The sequence below is a fragment of the Aestuariimicrobium kwangyangense DSM 21549 genome, assembly GCF_000421525.1.
In the GTDB taxonomy this organism is placed as follows: Bacteria; Actinomycetota; Actinomycetes; order Propionibacteriales; family Propionibacteriaceae; genus Aestuariimicrobium; species Aestuariimicrobium kwangyangense.
Map to the genome: position 1 here is coordinate 1,179,824 of NZ_ATXE01000001.1, position 16,251 is coordinate 1,196,074.

The 16,251-nt window shown below is 67.6% G+C and carries 17 protein-coding genes; 10 read left to right on the top strand and 7 right to left on the bottom strand.

Features of this window, described 5'->3' with window-relative positions; genetic code table 11:
- Window positions 1–54 precede the first annotated feature (54 nt).
- A complete protein-coding gene (gcvT, locus tag H507_RS0105220) occupies window positions 55–1,176 on the top strand; it encodes a glycine cleavage system aminomethyltransferase GcvT (RefSeq protein WP_022909668.1) in 1,122 nt (373 codons plus the stop codon).
- Window positions 1,173–1,496, top strand: a complete 324-nt coding sequence (locus H507_RS14895; RefSeq protein ID WP_022909669.1) for a hypothetical protein — start codon at window positions 1,173–1,175, stop codon at window positions 1,494–1,496. The genes gcvT and H507_RS14895 overlap by 4 nt, the downstream gene beginning before the upstream one ends.
- Window positions 1,497–1,554: 58 nt before the next feature.
- On the opposite strand, the gene H507_RS0105230 is transcribed toward H507_RS14895, so the two are convergent.
- Together H507_RS0105230 and H507_RS14900 are read right to left on the bottom strand one after the other, a co-directional pair.
- Window positions 1,555–1,773 carry a hypothetical protein gene (locus H507_RS0105230; RefSeq protein ID WP_022909670.1) on the bottom strand — a complete coding sequence of 73 codons (219 nt, stop codon included), beginning with the start codon at window positions 1,771–1,773 and terminating at the stop codon, window positions 1,555–1,557.
- The gene (locus tag H507_RS14900; RefSeq protein WP_022909671.1) at window positions 1,773–2,471 is read right to left on the bottom strand and encodes a DUF3043 domain-containing protein; all 699 of its coding nucleotides are present in this window, start codon (window positions 2,469–2,471) and stop codon (window positions 1,773–1,775) included. Before H507_RS14900 ends, H507_RS0105230 begins: the two co-directional genes overlap by 1 nt.
- Window positions 2,472–2,686: 215 nt before the next feature.
- Between H507_RS14900 and H507_RS14905 the strand changes: the two genes are divergently transcribed.
- From H507_RS14905 to H507_RS0105275, 8 genes are all read left to right on the top strand, one after another.
- Window positions 2,687–3,577: a PspA/IM30 family protein gene (locus H507_RS14905; protein WP_022909672.1), complete on the top strand. Its 891-nt coding sequence runs from the start codon at window positions 2,687–2,689 to the stop codon at window positions 3,575–3,577.
- A complete protein-coding gene (pspAA, locus tag H507_RS0105245; protein ID WP_022909673.1) occupies window positions 3,574–3,864 on the top strand; it encodes a PspA-associated protein PspAA in 291 nt (96 codons plus the stop codon). Before H507_RS14905 ends, pspAA begins: the two co-directional genes overlap by 4 nt.
- A 54-nt stretch (window positions 3,865–3,918) precedes the next feature.
- Entirely contained in the window at window positions 3,919–5,010 is a 1,092-nt protein-coding gene (locus tag H507_RS17210) for a glycerate kinase (RefSeq protein ID WP_281166922.1), read from the top strand.
- 98 nt (window positions 5,011–5,108) lie between these two features.
- On the top strand, window positions 5,109–6,542 hold the full coding sequence (locus H507_RS0105255) for a phosphoglucomutase/phosphomannomutase family protein (RefSeq protein ID WP_022909675.1): 1,434 nt from the start codon (window positions 5,109–5,111) through the stop codon (window positions 6,540–6,542).
- 155 nt (window positions 6,543–6,697) lie between these two features.
- Window positions 6,698–7,066: a HesB/IscA family protein gene (locus H507_RS0105260; RefSeq protein WP_022909676.1), complete on the top strand. Its 369-nt coding sequence runs from the start codon at window positions 6,698–6,700 to the stop codon at window positions 7,064–7,066.
- A gap of 136 nt (window positions 7,067–7,202) precedes the next feature.
- Entirely contained in the window at window positions 7,203–8,042 is an 840-nt protein-coding gene (ctaC, locus tag H507_RS0105265; protein WP_022909677.1) for an aa3-type cytochrome oxidase subunit II, read from the top strand.
- Between the two features lie 17 nt (window positions 8,043–8,059).
- On the top strand, window positions 8,060–9,760 hold the full coding sequence (ctaD, locus tag H507_RS14915) for an aa3-type cytochrome oxidase subunit I (RefSeq protein ID WP_040437887.1): 1,701 nt from the start codon (window positions 8,060–8,062) through the stop codon (window positions 9,758–9,760).
- Window positions 9,757–10,215, top strand: coding sequence for a cytochrome c oxidase subunit 4 (locus tag H507_RS0105275; RefSeq protein WP_022909679.1), 459 nt, complete (start codon window positions 9,757–9,759; stop codon window positions 10,213–10,215). Before ctaD ends, H507_RS0105275 begins: the two co-directional genes overlap by 4 nt.
- Before the next feature lie 96 nt (window positions 10,216–10,311).
- On the opposite strand, the gene H507_RS14920 is transcribed toward H507_RS0105275, so the two are convergent.
- From H507_RS14920 to qcrC, 5 genes are all read right to left on the bottom strand, one after another.
- Window positions 10,312–10,833, bottom strand: a complete 522-nt coding sequence (locus tag H507_RS14920; protein ID WP_022909680.1) for an NUDIX domain-containing protein — start codon at window positions 10,831–10,833, stop codon at window positions 10,312–10,314.
- A gap of 6 nt (window positions 10,834–10,839) precedes the next feature.
- The gene (locus tag H507_RS0105285; protein ID WP_022909681.1) at window positions 10,840–12,297 is read right to left on the bottom strand and encodes a GuaB1 family IMP dehydrogenase-related protein; all 1,458 of its coding nucleotides are present in this window, start codon (window positions 12,295–12,297) and stop codon (window positions 10,840–10,842) included.
- A gap of 191 nt (window positions 12,298–12,488) precedes the next feature.
- Complete coding sequence (qcrB, locus tag H507_RS14925) at window positions 12,489–14,201, bottom strand: cytochrome bc1 complex cytochrome b subunit (protein ID WP_211217316.1); 1,713 nt, start codon at window positions 14,199–14,201, stop codon at window positions 12,489–12,491.
- Between the two features lie 71 nt (window positions 14,202–14,272).
- Window positions 14,273–15,316, bottom strand: a complete 1,044-nt coding sequence (qcrA, locus tag H507_RS0105295; protein WP_026377810.1) for a cytochrome bc1 complex Rieske iron-sulfur subunit — start codon at window positions 15,314–15,316, stop codon at window positions 14,273–14,275.
- Window positions 15,317–15,390: 74 nt separating this feature from the next.
- Entirely contained in the window at window positions 15,391–16,194 is an 804-nt protein-coding gene (gene qcrC, locus H507_RS0105300) for a cytochrome bc1 complex diheme cytochrome c subunit (protein WP_022909684.1), read from the bottom strand.
- Window positions 16,195–16,251 lie beyond the last annotated feature (57 nt).

Here is a 16,251-nt window from a genome sequence, read left to right on the forward strand (position 1 = left end):
CCGCGGCGGGCATCCCCGGCGGCGGTGAAGCAGCCGCTGCGATAGCCTCGCCGCATGCCCGAGTTGAAGCATTCGCCCCTGCACGACCGGCACGTCACCGCTGGCGCCAAGTTCGCCGAGTTCGGGGGCTGGGAGATGCCGTTGGAGTACCTCGGCGGCGGGGTGCTGGCCGAACACCGCGCGGTTCGTGAGGGGGTGGGCATCTTCGACGTCTCCCACTTGGGCAAGGCCACCGTCACCGGGCCGGGGGCGCGGGAGTTCCTCAACCACACACTCACCAATGACCTCGACAGGATCGTCCCCGGGAAGGCGCAGTACTCGATGCTGTGCAATACCGAGGGAGGGGTCGTCGACGACCTGATCTGCTACCTCAAGGGCGACGACGAGGTCTTCCTCATCCCCAATGCGGCCAACACCGCCGAGGTCTGCCGCATCCTGACCGGACTGGCCTCGTCCTCGGCCGAGTACCAGGGCGTCGAGGTGACCAACCGCCACGACGACTACGCCGTGCTGGCCGTGCAGGGTCCCCACTCCGACGAGGTGCTCGAGGCCATGGGCCTGCCGAGCGAGTTCGACTACATGGGCTTCACCGAGGCCGACCACGACGGCGTCACCTACACCGTCTGCCGTACCGGGTACACCGGCGAGAAGGGCTATGAGTTGGTCGTGCCCTCCGAGATCGCCCCGGGGGTCTGGGACGAGGTGATGAGGGTGGGGGAACCGTTCGGCATCCGTCCCTGTGGTCTCGGAGCGCGTGACACCCTGCGCACCGAGATGGGTTACTCGCTGCACGGTCTCGACATCTCGCCCGGGATCAACCCCGTCGAGGCGGGACTGTCCTGGGCCATCGGGTGGAAGAAGCCATACGAGTTCGAGGGCTCGGTGGCACTGCGACGTGTCCGGGACGAGGGCCCGGCACGCCGGATGCGGGGCCTCAGGGCCATCGGACGAGGGATCCCGCGTCACGGCATGAGTGTCGTCGACGCCGAGGGTGCCGTGCTGGGGGAGGTCACCTCCGGAACCTTCAGCCCGACCCTCAGGTACGGAGTGGGGCTTGCGCTCCTCGATGCCTCGGTCGAACTCGGTGACACCGTCTGGGTGGTGGTGCGCAACCGCCGGGAGGAGTTCGAGGTGGTCAAGCCCCCGTTCGTGACCCCCGGGGTGCGGGCAGCGTGAAGGGGCGCTGGGCACTGGTGCTGCACGCCGCCCTGGTGGTCGTGGGTCTCACCGCGATCGCCGTCGGGTTCTTCGTCATCGGACGAGGCCCCGTGACCTGCCGCGGCCTGGAGATGCACCCCGGCGACACGTGCATGAAGTCGACCTACACCAGCACCTCGTCCGACCAGGTGCAGTCCTATGAACAGAGGCAGGCAGCAGCCAAGGCCTCGCGTCCGTCGGTGATCGGTGCCGGCGTGGCGATCACGGCCTTCGGTGGGATGCTCTGGGCCGCGGAGGTCCGCAAGCGCCGCCGGGGCGGTCAGTCCGCCCCCCGATGAGCCCCACCGCAGTTCACCGGCAGGCCACCGGCAACCCTGTGACGGAGCTCCTGCCGACTCAGCCGGCGGACAGGCTCATCGGGCCGTAGACGAGGCGGTCCTCCTCGAACAGCGAAACGGTGGTCACGCCGAGGTCTGCCATCTCGGCCCAGGTCTCCGACAGCCACCGCTCCGCGGCCGTCTGGTCGGCGAAGGCCTGGTCGATGCCGAGTCCCTCCAGGTCGTCGGCCCCCGACTCCGAACCCGGGGCCGGTTCGGCCACCCAGCGGTAGGCCATCAGTAGGCCTCGCCGCGATTGATGCGGGCGGGGGGCTGGCGGAACCTGCGGATCTGCAACATGCGGTTGTTCGCGTACATCAACAGACCCCGGAAGTTGGGCTGGGACAACCGCTCGTGTGCCTGCTTCTTGAAGCCGCGCCAGACCACCCAGACATTGATGATCCAGCCGATGAACAGGGCGAGCATGGCCAGGGAGAAGACCTGCTGGGCGAGCAGGAACCGCCCGAACCCGATCGACAGGGCGGCGAGCAGGATCATGGTGGGCATCAGGAACTCGGTGAGCGTCCACCGGTGGTCGATGTAGTCGCGCAACAACGCCTTGGTCGGCTCGTTCTCGGCCTCGGCCATCGCCTTCATCCGAACGGTGCGGTTGCGTTCCCGCAGCGCCCGCTTGGCGTCCTTGCCCGACAGCTGCGGGTTGACCCGGGCCTTGCGAGCGGCCTCCGCCTCGGCCCTGGTGGGGGTGGGCCGGTCCTTCTTGGGGGTCAACCGGGGCGCGGTTCGTTCCGCATCGACCACCGGGGGGGCCACTTCGGGCGCCGGCGGCTGCTTCGTCCTCCGGGGCGAGACAGAAGTGTCCGCGCCGTCGTCGACGGCCTCGGTCCTCGACTGGCTGACCCTGGCTTGGCTCAGCTTGGCCTTCGCCTCGGCGCGCTCGTCGGCCGTCGTCTGCTGGTAGGGGCGGAACAGCGCCACGATGGGGTCCTTCGGTGTCGACGTCGGCTCCGAGTCGGCCCCGGAGTTCGTCCCATCGTAGTCGCGGGACCACCCTGATTCATCCCCGGGTCACCCACCCGGCGGGGCGGCCGGTTGGGATCCACCCTCGAAAGTGACGCCTGCGGTAACTAGGGTGGACCCCGTACGTCGACGCCTGACCACAGGCCTTGACCCCACCCATTGGAAGGACCCGTATGTCTGGCATCTTCTCGCGCATCTCGACCATCTTCCGCGCCAAGGCCGACAAGGCCCTGGACCGCATGGAGGATCCTCGCGAGACCCTCGACTACTCCTACCAGCGCCAACTCGAACTGCTGCAGAAGGTGCGTCGCGGTGTCGCCGACGTCGCCACCAGTCGCAAGCGGGTCGAGCTGCAGGCGAACCAGCTCAACAGCGAGGTCGAGAAGCTGACCCTCTCGGCGCAGCGCGCCCTGGAGGCGAGCCGTGAGGACCTTGCCCGTGAGGCCCTCACCCGCAAGTCCGGACTGCAGGGGCAACTGGCCGACCTCCAGCAGCAGCACGCCACGCTGCAGGGGGAGGAGGAGAAGCTGGTGCGGGCGAGCACGCGGCTGCAGGCGAAGGTGGACGCCTTCCGGACCCGCAAGGAGACCATCAAGGCCACCTACTCCGCGGCTGAGGCGCAGACGCGCATCTCCGAGGCGTTCACCGGCATCAACGAGGAGATGGGCGATGTCGGCCTCGCGATCCAGCGGGCCGAGGACAAGACGCTGCAGTTGCAGGCCCGCGCGTCGGCCGTCGACGAGCTGCTGGCGTCGGGGGCACTCGAGGATCCCTCGGGCACCTACAAGGACGACATCACCCGCGAACTCGACGCCCTCGCCTCGACCTCACAGGTCGAGAACGAACTCGCGGCCATGAAGGCCCAGTTGTCGGTGGGTTCCGCTCCTGCCCAGTCCCACGGCCAGTTGACTGCCGGCCAGTCCGCCCAGGGTCAGCCAGCGCAGGGTCAGCCAGCGCAGGGTCAACAGTTCCAGGGTCAACAGTCCCAGGGTCAGCAGTTCCAGGGCCAGCAGGGCTCCGGCCAGCCTGCTGGAGGGGACCCGGTCCAGGAGGGTCAGGCATGATCATCCGGATCATGGGGGAGGGCCAGTACACGGTGCCCGAGGAGTCCTTCCCCGCGCTCAATGAGCAGGACGACCTGATCGAGCAGGCCATGGCGGCCTCAGACCAGGAGGCCCTCACCTCTGCGGTGGAGAGGCTGCTGACGATCGTGCGCGAGCAGGGGGTCGAGGTTCCCGACGACGTGCTCGCGGACTCGGAGTTGATCCTGCCGGAAGCCTCGGTGCGGCTCGAGGAGATGCGTGCCTGGCTCGATGACTCCCCTGAGTACGACGGCCTCATTCCCAGCTGACGGGAACGGCTGACAGACTGGACCCGTGACCCAGTCCTCCGCCCGGTGGCGATGATGCGTGTCGTCATCGCCACCGATTCATTTCCTGCCGTGTCCTCCGCGCTGGCCGGCGCTGCCATGGGCGAGGCCTTCGCCCACCGGGGTGCCGAGGTGGCCGTGGTGCCGATCGGGGCGGCAGGACGAGGCTTCTCGCAGGCGGCGAGCGACCTGTTGCGCGCCCCTGTCGAGCTGATGACGGTCGCTGGGCAGGTGTTCACGCTCACCCGGCAGGGCGGCACGAGTGTGCTGTCGGTGGCCGGCGACCCAGACCTCCTTCCCACTCGCAGGATCGACCGTCACTCGACGTCGGTGGTGGTCGGACGAGCCGTCGCGCTCGTGCTCGCCGACTCCCCGGACGAACTGGTGCTGGAGATGCCCGCCACCGCGATCCATGACGGGGGAGCAGGTCTGCTGGCGGCCCTGGGGGCGGTCGCGGACAAGCCCTTGGATGCGGGGGTGGAAGGGTTGCGAGGCGTCACGTCGGTTGACCTCGGCGCCGTGCGGGCCCTGGTGGGTCGGACCCGAATCAGCCTGGTCGTCGAGGCGGACGAGGTGGCCCGCCACCTGGTGGGACTGCGTGGCATCACCTCGGTGCGCGGTCACGCCGCCGGAGTGGTCAGTGATCCCGCCGACCTGCTCGCCCTCGACCAGAACCTGGTCGACCTGGCGGCCTCCTGCGGCTCCGTCGAGAGTGTCAGCGCCGGCTCCGGGGCCGGGGGAGGTCTGGGCTTCGCCTGCCTGCTGCTGGGTGGCCGGGTGCTGACCGGCAGCCAGTGGTGCAGTGAGCACGCAGGTCTGCCCACCACCGCCAAGGCGGCCGACCTGGTCGTGTCGGGCGGGGGAAGGCTCGACTTCGGCAGCATGGGTGGCGAGGTGCTGACCCACGTCACGCAGGTGGCCGGGGACGCCCTTCGTCCGGTGGTGGTCGTGGCCGGGGCCAACTTCATCTCCGCTCGGGAACTGCGCAGCGTCGGGGTGGAGGCGGCGTATTCCGTCAGGCCGGGAGCGGACGACGTCGACACGATCACCGTCGAGGAGATCACCGAGGCCACCCGCGCGGTGGCTGCCTCGTGGACGTGGCCACCGCTGGGCGGCGGCCACGAGTGAACGGGCCCACTGAGTGATCGCGCACTGGCGCCGAGCATCTGACTGGTGAGGGTGCGGGAGCCTTGGAGGGCGGCGTCGCCGCGGCATAGCGTCGGGGCATGATCGAGTTCGGAACCGGCGGATGGCGCGCCATCATCGCTGACGGCTTCACCCGCGAGAACGTCCGACTGCTCAGCCAGGGGCTGGCCGATCGAGCCTGGCGCGAGCACCCCGGCGGACGTGACGCCGCGCAGCCCCCCGTGATCGCCATGGGCTACGACCGCCGCTTCCTCTCCCGTGAGGCGACCTACTGGGCTGCCGAGGTACTGGCAGGCAACGGTGTCCAGTGCCACCTGATCGACCGTTCCGCCCCCACCCCGTTGGTGATGTTCACCACCCGGGAGTTGGACTGCGCCTATGGGATGGCCGTCACGGCCAGCCACAACCCCGCCCTCTACAACGGCATCAAGGTCTTCACCCGGGGAGGACGCGACGCCGACGCGGACACCACGGCCCAGTTGCAGGACGAGATCAATGCCCTCACCCACGACGACGTGTCGTCGGTGGCCACAGAGGTGGGCGTCGAACGCGGCCTGATCCGCGTCTCCACCTCGTTCAACGACTACATCGACGCGATCATCGAACAGGTCGACATGCAGGCGATCCGCGATTCGGCGCTGTCGATCATCCTCGACCCCATGTTCGGGGTGGCACGCACCTGCCTCGAGACCATCCTGGTGACGGCCCGCTGCCAACTCGAGGTGATCAACGACCGCCGTGACACCCTGTTCGGGGGCAAGCTTCCCTCGCCCAACGTCGACACCCTGCGGGTGCTGCGCCAGACCGTGCTCGACCGGGGCGCGGACCTGGGCATCGGCACCGACGGGGACGCCGACCGGCTCGGGATCATCGACGACCGGGGCAACTTCCTGCACCCCAACCAGATCCTGGTGCTGCTGTACCACTACCTGCTGACCGTCAAGGGCTGGAAGGGACCGGTGGTGCGGAACCTGGCCACGACACACCTGCTCGACCGGGTCGCTGCCGCTCACGGTGAGGAGTGCTTCGAGGTCCCGGTCGGGTTCAAGCACATCTCGGCCGGTATGGAGGCACACGGAGCGATCATCGGCGGCGAGTCGTCGGGTGGTCTGACGGTCCGTGGCCACATCCCCGGCAAGGACGGCATCTACGCCGCCTCCCTGCTGGTGGAGGCGATCGCAGTCAGTGGCAAGAAGCTCTCGGAGCTCTACGCCGACATCGTCGACGAATACGGACGACTCGAGATGGTCGAGACCGACTTCGCCTTCTCGGATGCGCGCAAGACCGAACTGGTCGCACAACTGATGCAGGCCCACGACCTGCCACCGTTCGGCGCGGCGGTCGAGAAGGTGAGCTGGCTCGACGGATGCAAGGTGCGCTTCACCAACGGTGGCTGGGTGGTGATCCGCTTCTCGGGAACCGAACCGGTGCTCAGGGTCTTCGCCGAGATGCCGACCCTGGACGAGGCCCAGGCCGTGGTCGACGAGGTGACCGCCTACTACCGTCTGGGCTGATGGTCGGCGCTTGGGAGTGATGGGCGTCGGCGGTAGACTCTTGCGCAGCCCAACACGTCACCCCCCGGGAATACGCGGGACCGGCGGCGGGTTGAGCGATTGAGGTGGAGGCCGGACGCATCGGCCCACCACAGTTGTCACCCGAGAGGACATCCATGACCACCACCACCGAGTCCCAGGTCGATACCGAGTCCCAGGTCGCCGGCATCGCCCTCACCGACGAGGCCGCGGCCAAGGTGAAGGCACTGCTCGACGGCGAGGGTCGTGACGACCTGGCACTGCGCGTCGCCGTGCAGCCCGGCGGCTGCTCCGGCCTGCGCTACCAGTTGTTCTTCGACGAGCGTCAGCTCGACGGCGACGTCACCAAGACCTATGGCTCCGTCAGTGTCGTGACCGACCGCATGAGCGCCCCATACCTGTCGGGCGCCACCATCGATTTCGTCGACACGATCGAGAAGCAGGGCTTCACCATCGACAACCCCAACGCGCAGGGCTCGTGCGCATGTGGCGACTCGTTCCACTGAGTCGGCAGCCCCCCAACACAGCCGTGCCGGCCGCGCAAAAAGCGCGGTCGGCACGGCTTTCCCATCCTACGACCGCACCCGTTGGCGGGCGAGACCGGGAAGGCCTATATGCGTTAGTGTGCGGGGTGTGAACCGTATGCGTAGCGCGAAGCGCCTCGCCACCGTGGGCGGGGCCCTGGCCCTGCTCGCCCTGGCAGGTTGCAGCCAGGAGACCCAGCAGCAGGCCGCCCGCTTCGGTCTGCTCCCGCCCGCGTCCGACCGTGCACCCCACATGGGCAACCTCTGGGTCGGCGCCTGGATCGCCAGCCTCACGGTCGGCGTCCTGGTCTGGGGCCTGATCTTCTACGCCATCATCCGGTTCCGTCGCACTCGCACCAACCAGGTGCCCCGGCAGTCGAAGTACCACCTGCCGATGGAGCTCCTCTACACGCTCGTGCCCTTCCTGATCATCGGCGTGCTCTTCTTCTTCACGATCCGGGCGCAGAACGACACCCTGGCCAAGGTCGACCAGCCCGACAAGACGATCAACGTCGTCGGTCAGAAGTGGTCGTGGACCTTCAACTACATGGAGAAGGACAACCCGGCCGTCGGTGAGACGGTCCACACGGTCGGCACCATGTCGCAGATCCCCACCCTGTACCTGCAGGAGGGCAAGACGGTCCGGTTCAACCTCAAGTCCGCCGACGTCATCCACTCCTTCTGGATCCCGGCGTTCTACTTCAAGCTCGACGTGATCCCGGGGCACCCGAACTCCTTCGACGTGACCCCCACCAAGATCGGGGAGTACGACGGCAAGTGCGCCGAATTGTGCGGCACCTACCACGCCCACATGATCTTCAAGGTCAAGGTCGTCGACGAGAAGACCTACAACCAGGAGATGAGCAAGCTGAAGGCAGCCGGCAACACCGGTGAGATCGTTCCGCCGGTCTCGGCCACTGCTCTTCCGTCCGAAACTCCTCAGGAGGAGGGCAAGTGAGTGCCGTCACCCGCAACGTGGTAAACGAGGTCGCACCTCGCACCCACGGCTTGGGATCCAAGGTCCTCGAGTACATGACCACCACCGATCACAAGAAGATCGGCAACCTGTACTTCGTCACCACCATGTTCTTCTTCTGCTTCGGTGGTCTGCTCGCGCTCGGCATCCGCCTCGAGCTGGCTGCCCCGGGTCTGCAGTTCATGCACCAGGAAGTGTTCAACCAGCTGTTCACGATGCACGGCACGATCATGCTGCTGATGTTCGCGACCCCGCTGTTCGCAGGCTTCGCCAACGCGATCATGCCGCTGCAGATCGGTGCCCCTGACGTCGCGTTCCCGCGGTTGAACATGTTCTCGTACTGGCTGTACCTGTTCGGGTCCATCGTGGCCTGCTCGGGCTTCCTCAGCCCCTCGGGAGCGGCCTCGTTCGGCTGGTTCGCCTATGCCCCGCTCTCGGACGCCATCAACTCACCCGGCGTCGGCGGCAACCTGTGGATCGTCGGCCTCTACGTGCTGGGCCTCAGCTCGATCATGGGCGCGGTCAACTTCGTCACCACCATCATCACGATGCGTGCCCCCGGCATGACCATGTTCCGGATGCCCATCTTCACCTGGAACATCCTGATCACCTCGATCATGGTGTTGCTGGTCTTCCCCGTGCTGGCCGCCGGCCTGCTGGTGCTGCTGGCCGACCGTGTGCTCGGCAGCCACATCTTCGACGCGGCCAATGGTGGCCCGATCTTGTGGCAGCACCTGTTCTGGTTCTTCGGCCACCCCGAGGTCTACATCGTCGCCCTGCCGTTCTTCGGCATCATCACCGAGGTGCTCCCGGTGTTCAGCCGCAAGCCCGTGTTCGGCTACGTCGGACTGGTCTTCGCCACCTTGGGTATCGGCATGCTGTCGGTCGCGGTCTGGGCCCACCACATGTTCGTGACCGGTGCCGTGAGCCTGCCGTTCTTCAGCTTCATGACGTTCCTGATCGCGGTGCCCACCGGCGTCAAGTTCTTCAACTGGATCGGCACCATGTGGGGCGGGTCGATCAGCTTCGACACCCCCATGCTCTGGGCGCTTGGCTTCCTGACCACCTTCCTGTTCGGCGGACTGACCGGCATCATCCTCGCCAGCCCCCCGCTCGACTTCAACGTCTCCGACACCTACTTCGTGGTCGCGCACTTCCACTACGTGCTGTTCGGCACCGTGGTGTTCGCGATGTTCGCGGGCTACTACTACTGGTGGCCCAAGTTCACCGGCCGCATGCTCGACGACACCTGGGGCAAGATCCACTTCTGGTTGCTGTTCGTGGGCTTCCACACCACCTTCCTGGTGCAGCACTGGCTGGGCGTCGAGGGCATGCAGCGACGCATCGCCGACTACGGCGCGTGGGAGGGTTTCACGACCCTGAACCAGGTCTCGACCTTCGGCGCGTTCCTGCTCGGGGTGAGCTTCATCCCCTTCTTCATCAACGTGTGGATCTCGCGGCGGGGCCCCAAGGTCACCGTGGACGACCCCTGGGGCTGGGGCCGGTCGCTGGAGTGGGCCACGTCGTGCCCTCCGCCCCGGCACAACTTCAGCCGACTTCCCCGCATCCGTTCGCCCTACCCCGCCTTCGACGCGGCGCACCCGGAACTGGCCGGTGAGCCCGAGGGAACGGCCGACAAGCCGGCGGTGGCCCAGATCATCGAGGGCCAGCAGATTCTCGACAAGGAGCAGGCACTGTGAGCCGGACCGACTACCGCAAGAGGGCTGAGGGCAAGGGCCAGCGCGTTCGCCGGGCCCTCTCGGCCGAGGCGTGGGTGTTCGGCACCATGATGATCTTCTTCATGCTCACCGCGCCCATCTACTACTTCTCGTCCCACGAGGTGGCGGGCACCACTGCCCTCAGCCTGGCCATGTTGCTGAACATGACCCTGTTCGTCTACCTGGCGATCATCGGCCGTGAGATCGGTGGGCCACGCCCCGAGGACGATCCCGAGGGCGAGATCGTGCACGGCGCGGGCACCCTGGGGTTCTTCCCCCCGAGGAGCATCTGGCCCTTCTGGTGCGCGCTGTCGATCACGGTGATCTTCCTCGGGCCGGTGTTCGGCTGGTGGATCTCGCTGATCGGCATTGCCGTCGGCTACTGGGCTGCCAGCGGGCTCATCTTCGAGTACTACCGCGGCGACTACGCCCACTGAACTCGGTGCGGTCCCCGGGCCTGGGCGGGTCCGGGGCGCTGATGGTGCCAAGGGGCTGAGGCCGACATGGGATGGCCTCCCGAGCCGCCAGGGGCCTCAGAGCAGGCGCGGCTCGTCCAGCCCGAACCTGACCCCGGGGGTCCCGCCGCCGGTCCTGTGATCGATGGCCCACTGGAGTGAGAGTCGATGCCGCTCCGGCATCGGCGGCAGGTCGCCGACCGGGCGCCACTCGATCGCCAAGGACTCCTCATCGGCCACGTGGGCGTCCTGGCCGTCACCCACCGGTCGTCCGACGAAAGCCAGATCGAGGTACTGCACCTGGTGGCCGTTGCCGGCGATGGTGTGGTGGGGGAGCGCCCTCACCGCCAACAGCGCGTCGATGGTGATGGCGATGCCCGCCTCCTCCATCGCCTCCCTGACGGCGCACACGTCGGGGTCCTCGCCGGGATCCACCGAACCGCAGATGGGGTTCCAGCCACCGTCGTCGGAGCGTTGCTGCACCAGCACCTCGAGCACCCCGTCGCGTTCGCGCAGGATGTGCACCGAGACGCCGGGAGCCCAGATCAGGTCGTTGCCGATCTTCTCGCGCAGTCGGGCATGGTATTCAGGGATGGGCACAGCCGTTCACCAGCTCGCGTGCAGCGGTCGTCCCTCGTCGTAGCCCGAGGCCGACTGCACACCGACGACGGCCTTCTCCGCGAACTCGGTCAGATTGGCCGCACCGGCGTAGGTGCACGACGACCGGACACCCGAGGTGATCCAGTCGACCAGGTCTTCCACGCCGGGACGAGCGGCGTCGAGGTACATCCGCGACGAGCTGATGCCCTCCTCGAAGAGGGCGGCGCGGGCACGGTCGAAGGCCGACTGGTTCATCGTCCGGTGCCTGACGGCACGCGCGGAAGCCATGCCGAAGGACTCCTTGTACTGGCGCCCCTGGTGGTCGACCTGCATCTCACCGGTGGACTCATGGGTGCCGGCGAACCACGACCCGATCATCACCGAGCCGGCCCCGGCCGCCAGGGCAAGGGCGACGTCGCGGGGATGGCGCACACCACCGTCGGCCCAGACGGAGCCGCCGAGTTCGCGGGCGGCCTCGGCACATTCCAGGACAGCGCTGAACTGCGGACGACCGACGCCGGTCTGCATGCGGGTCGTGCACATCGCGCCCGGCCCGACCCCGACCTTGATGACGTCGGCGCCGACCTCGATCAGGTCCTGCACTCCCTCACGGGTGACGACATTGCCGGCGACCATGGGAATGCGGCGACCGGTCTCGGAGCGGAAGGCGTCGCGCACCTCCCGCACCCTGCTGAGGGCGTCGATCATCTTCTCCTGGTGCCCGTGGGCGGTGTCCATCACCAGCACGTCGGCGCCGGCCTTCAGCAGTGCCCGGGCGCGAGCCTGGACGTCACCGTTGATCCCGACGGCGGTCCCGATCATGAGGTGTCCGAGCGGGTCGAGGGCTGGGGTGTAGAGGGCGGCGCGCAGGGCTCCGCGCGAGGTCATCAGTCCCACCAGTCGTCCGTCCCCGTCGACGGCGAGCGCCACCTTCTGGTGGTGCTCCTTGAGCACGTTGAAGACGTCCTCGGGGCTGTCATCGGGTGAGACGAGCGTGAGGTCGGTGGTCATCACCTCGTGCACCTGCGCGAAGCGGTCGACACCGTCGGCCTCCAAGGGCGAGACCTGGCCCACGGGGCGTCCGTCCTCGACGACGATCACCACTCCGTGGGCGCGCTTGTGCAGGAGCAGCATGGCTTCGCCCACGGTGGTGTCCGGGCCCACGGTGATCGCGGTGTCGAAGACGGTGTGGGCGGCCTTCACGCGCGCGATGGACGAACCCACCACGTCGGTGGGGATGTCCTGGGGGAGCACGGCGATACCGCCTCGACGTGCGATGGTCTCGGCCATCCGTCGTCCCGAGATCGCGGTCATGTTGGCGACCACGAGTGGCAGCGGCGTGCTGAGCCCATCGGTCGAGGTGAGGTCGACGTTGAGGCGGGAACCAACCACGGACCGGTTGGGTGCCATGAACACGTCGTTGTAGGTCAGGTCGTACCCGGGCCGCTCAGTCAGAAAACGCACGTGGTTGATTCTCTCACGAATCCAACGATCCGCCGCTTCGGCCGGGACTGCCAGTGCGGGGATCGACTGGTGGCGCGGGGATGGTCGGACCGCAGGGGAGTGGGGTGGACCGGGGCGGGAAAGCCAGGAGGTCTGGGAAAGGCATCGGCGGGACCCCTGTGGGATCCCGCCGATGGTTGCTGTGACCTGGCTCAGTGGCGAGCCGAGAGTTCCCGCGGATTCTGGGCCGACTCGACGGCGCGATCCGCCCCGTCCTGGTCGACGCCGTTCTGGTCGACGCCGTTCTGGTCGGGCCCGTGCGGGTCCACCCCGTCGACGTCGTCCCCGTGGTGGTGGGCAGCCTCGATCTCGGCCCGGGTGGGCTTGGGGATCTGGTGGCCCGCGAACCAGTGCGACAGGGTGGCGCGCAATCGGCTCACCTTGCGGGACGGATCGGGGACGCCGTTCTCGTCCAGACCGGGAGTGGCCTGGGTCACCGGGATGACCGGGTGCTGGGTGAGGGTGTACGCGGCATCGATGTCGATGGGCGCGTGCGGTTCGGAGTAGCTGCCATCGATCGAGCGTTCGATGATGCCTGTCTCCGACCCGTGCAACACCCGCTCGCGGTCGCTCCGCTGAAGGGCCAGGCAGATGCGCTTGGCGATCAGGAAGGCGATCACGGGCGCCACGAAGACGGCCACCCGCATGACGTGGGTGACCACGTTCAGGCTGACATGGAAGTGCGTGGCGATGATGTCGTTGCCCCCGGCCAGCCAGAACATGGCGTAGCAGGTCATGCCGGCGACTCCCAGCCCGGTGCGGGTCGGGGCATTGCGCGGACGATCGAGCAGGTGGTGGTTCCGCGTGTCGCCGGTGATCCAGCGTTCCACGAACGGCCACACGCCTAGGGCGGTGAACAGCAGCCCCATCAGGCCGACACCGGGCAGGAAGATGTTCCAGGACCAGGTCGTCGAACCCAGGTGCCATTCCCAGTTGGGCATGATGCGGATGGCGCCCTCGACCCAGCCCATGTACCAGTCCGGCTGCGAGCCGGCGGTCACCTGGGCGGGGTTGTACGGGCCGAACTTCCAGACGGGGTTGATCTGCATGAACCCGCCCATCAGCATCAGGATGCCGAAGACCACGAAGAAGAAACCGCCTGCCTTCGCGGCGTAGACCGGGAACATCGGGTAGCCGACGACGTTCTGCTCGGTGCGCCCCGGGCCGGGGTACTGGCTGTGCTTGTGGTAGACGACCAGGCCGATGTGACCGGCGATGAGTCCCAGCAGGATGGCGGGCACCAGCAGGATGTGCACCATGTAGAGACGCGGGATCACCAAGGTGCCCGGGAACTCGCCGCCGAAGACGAAGAACTCCGCCCACGTGCCGATCAGCGGGATCGAGCGGATGAGCCCGTCCACGAACCGCAGGCCGGTTCCCGACAGCAGGTCGTCGGGCAGCGAGTACCCGGCGAAACCCTCGATGGTGGCCAGCGCGAACAGGCCGACACCGATCAGCCAGTTCACCTCGCGGGGCTTGCGGAAGGCTCCGGTGAAGAAGACACGCAGCATGTGTGCAGTGGCGGCAGCCACGAACAGGATGGCGGCCCAGTGGTGGATCTGGCGGACCAGGAGGCCGCCACGCACGTCGAAGGAGATGTCGAGGGTCGAGGCGAACGCTTCGGACATCTGGATGCCCTTGAGCAGCTGGTAGGAACCCTCGTAGTCGATCTCGGCCATCGACGGCTTGAACCAGACGGTCAGGAAGACACCGGTCAGCAACAGCACGATGAACGAGTACAGCGCGACCTCGCCCAGCAGGAAGGACCAGTGGTCGGGGAACACCTTGCGCAGGCCACCCTTGCCGGCGGTGGCCAGACCGAGGCGGTCGTCAGCCCAGCCGAGGACTCCCGACAGGGGCTTCATGGCATGAGGTTTGCCCGGGGTCTGCACCTCGGTTGCCTCGGAGCGATCGGTCACTCCAGCACGGCTGGCCATCAGTTGTCGCCCTTCTTGTAGTCGTGGCGCGAGTCACGCTCGAAGTACGAGGGGCCCACCGGGACGGTGAAGTCGGACTTCGCCACCAGGAACCCGTCACCGTCGACGGCGATCGGGAGCTGCGGCAGCGAGCGGGCTGCCGGGCCGAAGACGACCACACCGGAGTCACCGAGGTCGAAGGTCGACTGGTGACAGGGGCACAGCAGGTGGTGGGTGGTGCGTTCCCACAGCGAGATCGGGCAGCCCACGTGGGTGCAGATCTTGGAGTAGGCGAGGATCCCCGCGACATGCCAGTCCTTGCGCGAATCGGGGATCTTGATGCGTTCGGGTTCCATGCGCACGATCACGATCGGCGACTTGGCCTTCTCCCGCACGAACTGGGCGCCGTGTTCGTCCTTGAGGTTCTCCGGCTCGGCGTTGACCAAGGAGCCGATCTCGAGCTCGGAGGCCTTGATGGGTTCGTAGGTGACGTCGTTGACCAGCTTGACGCCCTCGGCCCACAGGGTCTTCTCGATGGTTGCGGCGCGCAGTCCGGAGCCCGGGTGCGGTCCCATGTCGGCGAACATCACCACCACGGGCAGCAGGATGGTGCCGACGGCGCCCACGAGCGCACCACCGATCAGCTTGCGGCGACCGAGACCGGAGTCGGCGGCCCCCTCGTCCCACATCTGGGCGACGGCAGCGCGATCCTCGGCCGGGGAACTGGCCGGATGGCGCATCTCGACCATCTCGTGGTCGTTCATGATCTGCTTGGCCCAGTGGATGCAGGCGAGCCCGATCAGGAGCACCGCCAGGCCGCCCGTGAGACCCAGTGACAGGTGCAGGGCGTTGGAGTGCAACGGCCCGTAGTCGAAGACCCAGTCCTTGGGGACGGCGAAGTAGCAGACCACGAACGCGATGGCCAGCAGCGGCACGAGGGCCAGCATGCCGAGCACCTGGACGTAGGCACGGTTGCCGGCGGAGGTGTTCACATCGGTGTAGCGGGGGCCCTCGTGGGGCAGGCCCGGGTCGGCGATGGGGCCGACGTGTTCGACGGTCGCCATTGCGGTGCTCGCGTCATGCGCGCCCGCACCGTTGTCACCCGAGTGGGGGCGGGGAGTGAGTCCGTTGTGCTCGCTCATCGTGCTCGAGCTCCCTTCTTGGCCAACCACAGGGCCACTGTCACGCAACCACCCAGACCGATGATCCAGCCCCAGAAACCCTCACCCACGGGGCCCAGGCCTCCCAGGGTCAGGCCGCCGTTGTCCTCCTGCGCGTGCAGGGTGTTGAGGTAGCCAATGATCTCCTTGACGTCCTGGTCCTTCAGGGTGCCCTTGGCGAAGACGGGCATCTGCTGCGGACCGGTGCGGAGCGCCTCGTAGATGTGCTTGTCGGAGGTCTTGGTGAGCGGGGGTGCGTACTTGCCGTTCGGAAGTGCGCCGCCGGTGCCCTCGAAGTTGTGGCAGGCGGAGCAGTTGGTCTTGAACAGTTCGCCACCGCGGGCGAGCTCCTCGGCGCTGAGGCCCTCGCCGGAGTACTGGTCGGCGGACGGGATGGCCGGGCCCTCGCCGAGCGTGGCCACGTAGGCGGCGATCGCCGAGATCTCCTCATCGGTGTACAGGGTCCGCTTGGCGGGCGCCTGTGCCTCGGGACGAGCCATCGGCATGCGGCCGGTGCCCATCTGGAAGTCGACCGAGGCCGCGCCGACACCGCGCAGGGTCGGCGCCTCGGTGGTGCCCTCACCGTTCATGCCATGGCAGGAGGAACAGGTCTGCTGGAACAACTCCTTGCCGCGCGCCACCTGCTCGGCCGAAGCCGTCTCGGCGCGTGACTGGGTGGCGGGGGAGACGAGCGAGTACAACGCACCCATCAGGAACAGCGCCAGCACGATGGCCAGCGGCTTGGCGGCCTTGTGTCGGCGTCGCTTGGACAGAAATCCCACGATGTGTCCTTACCTCTCGACTGGGTGGTTGCGTCGACCGGTGTCCTGGTCGACGGG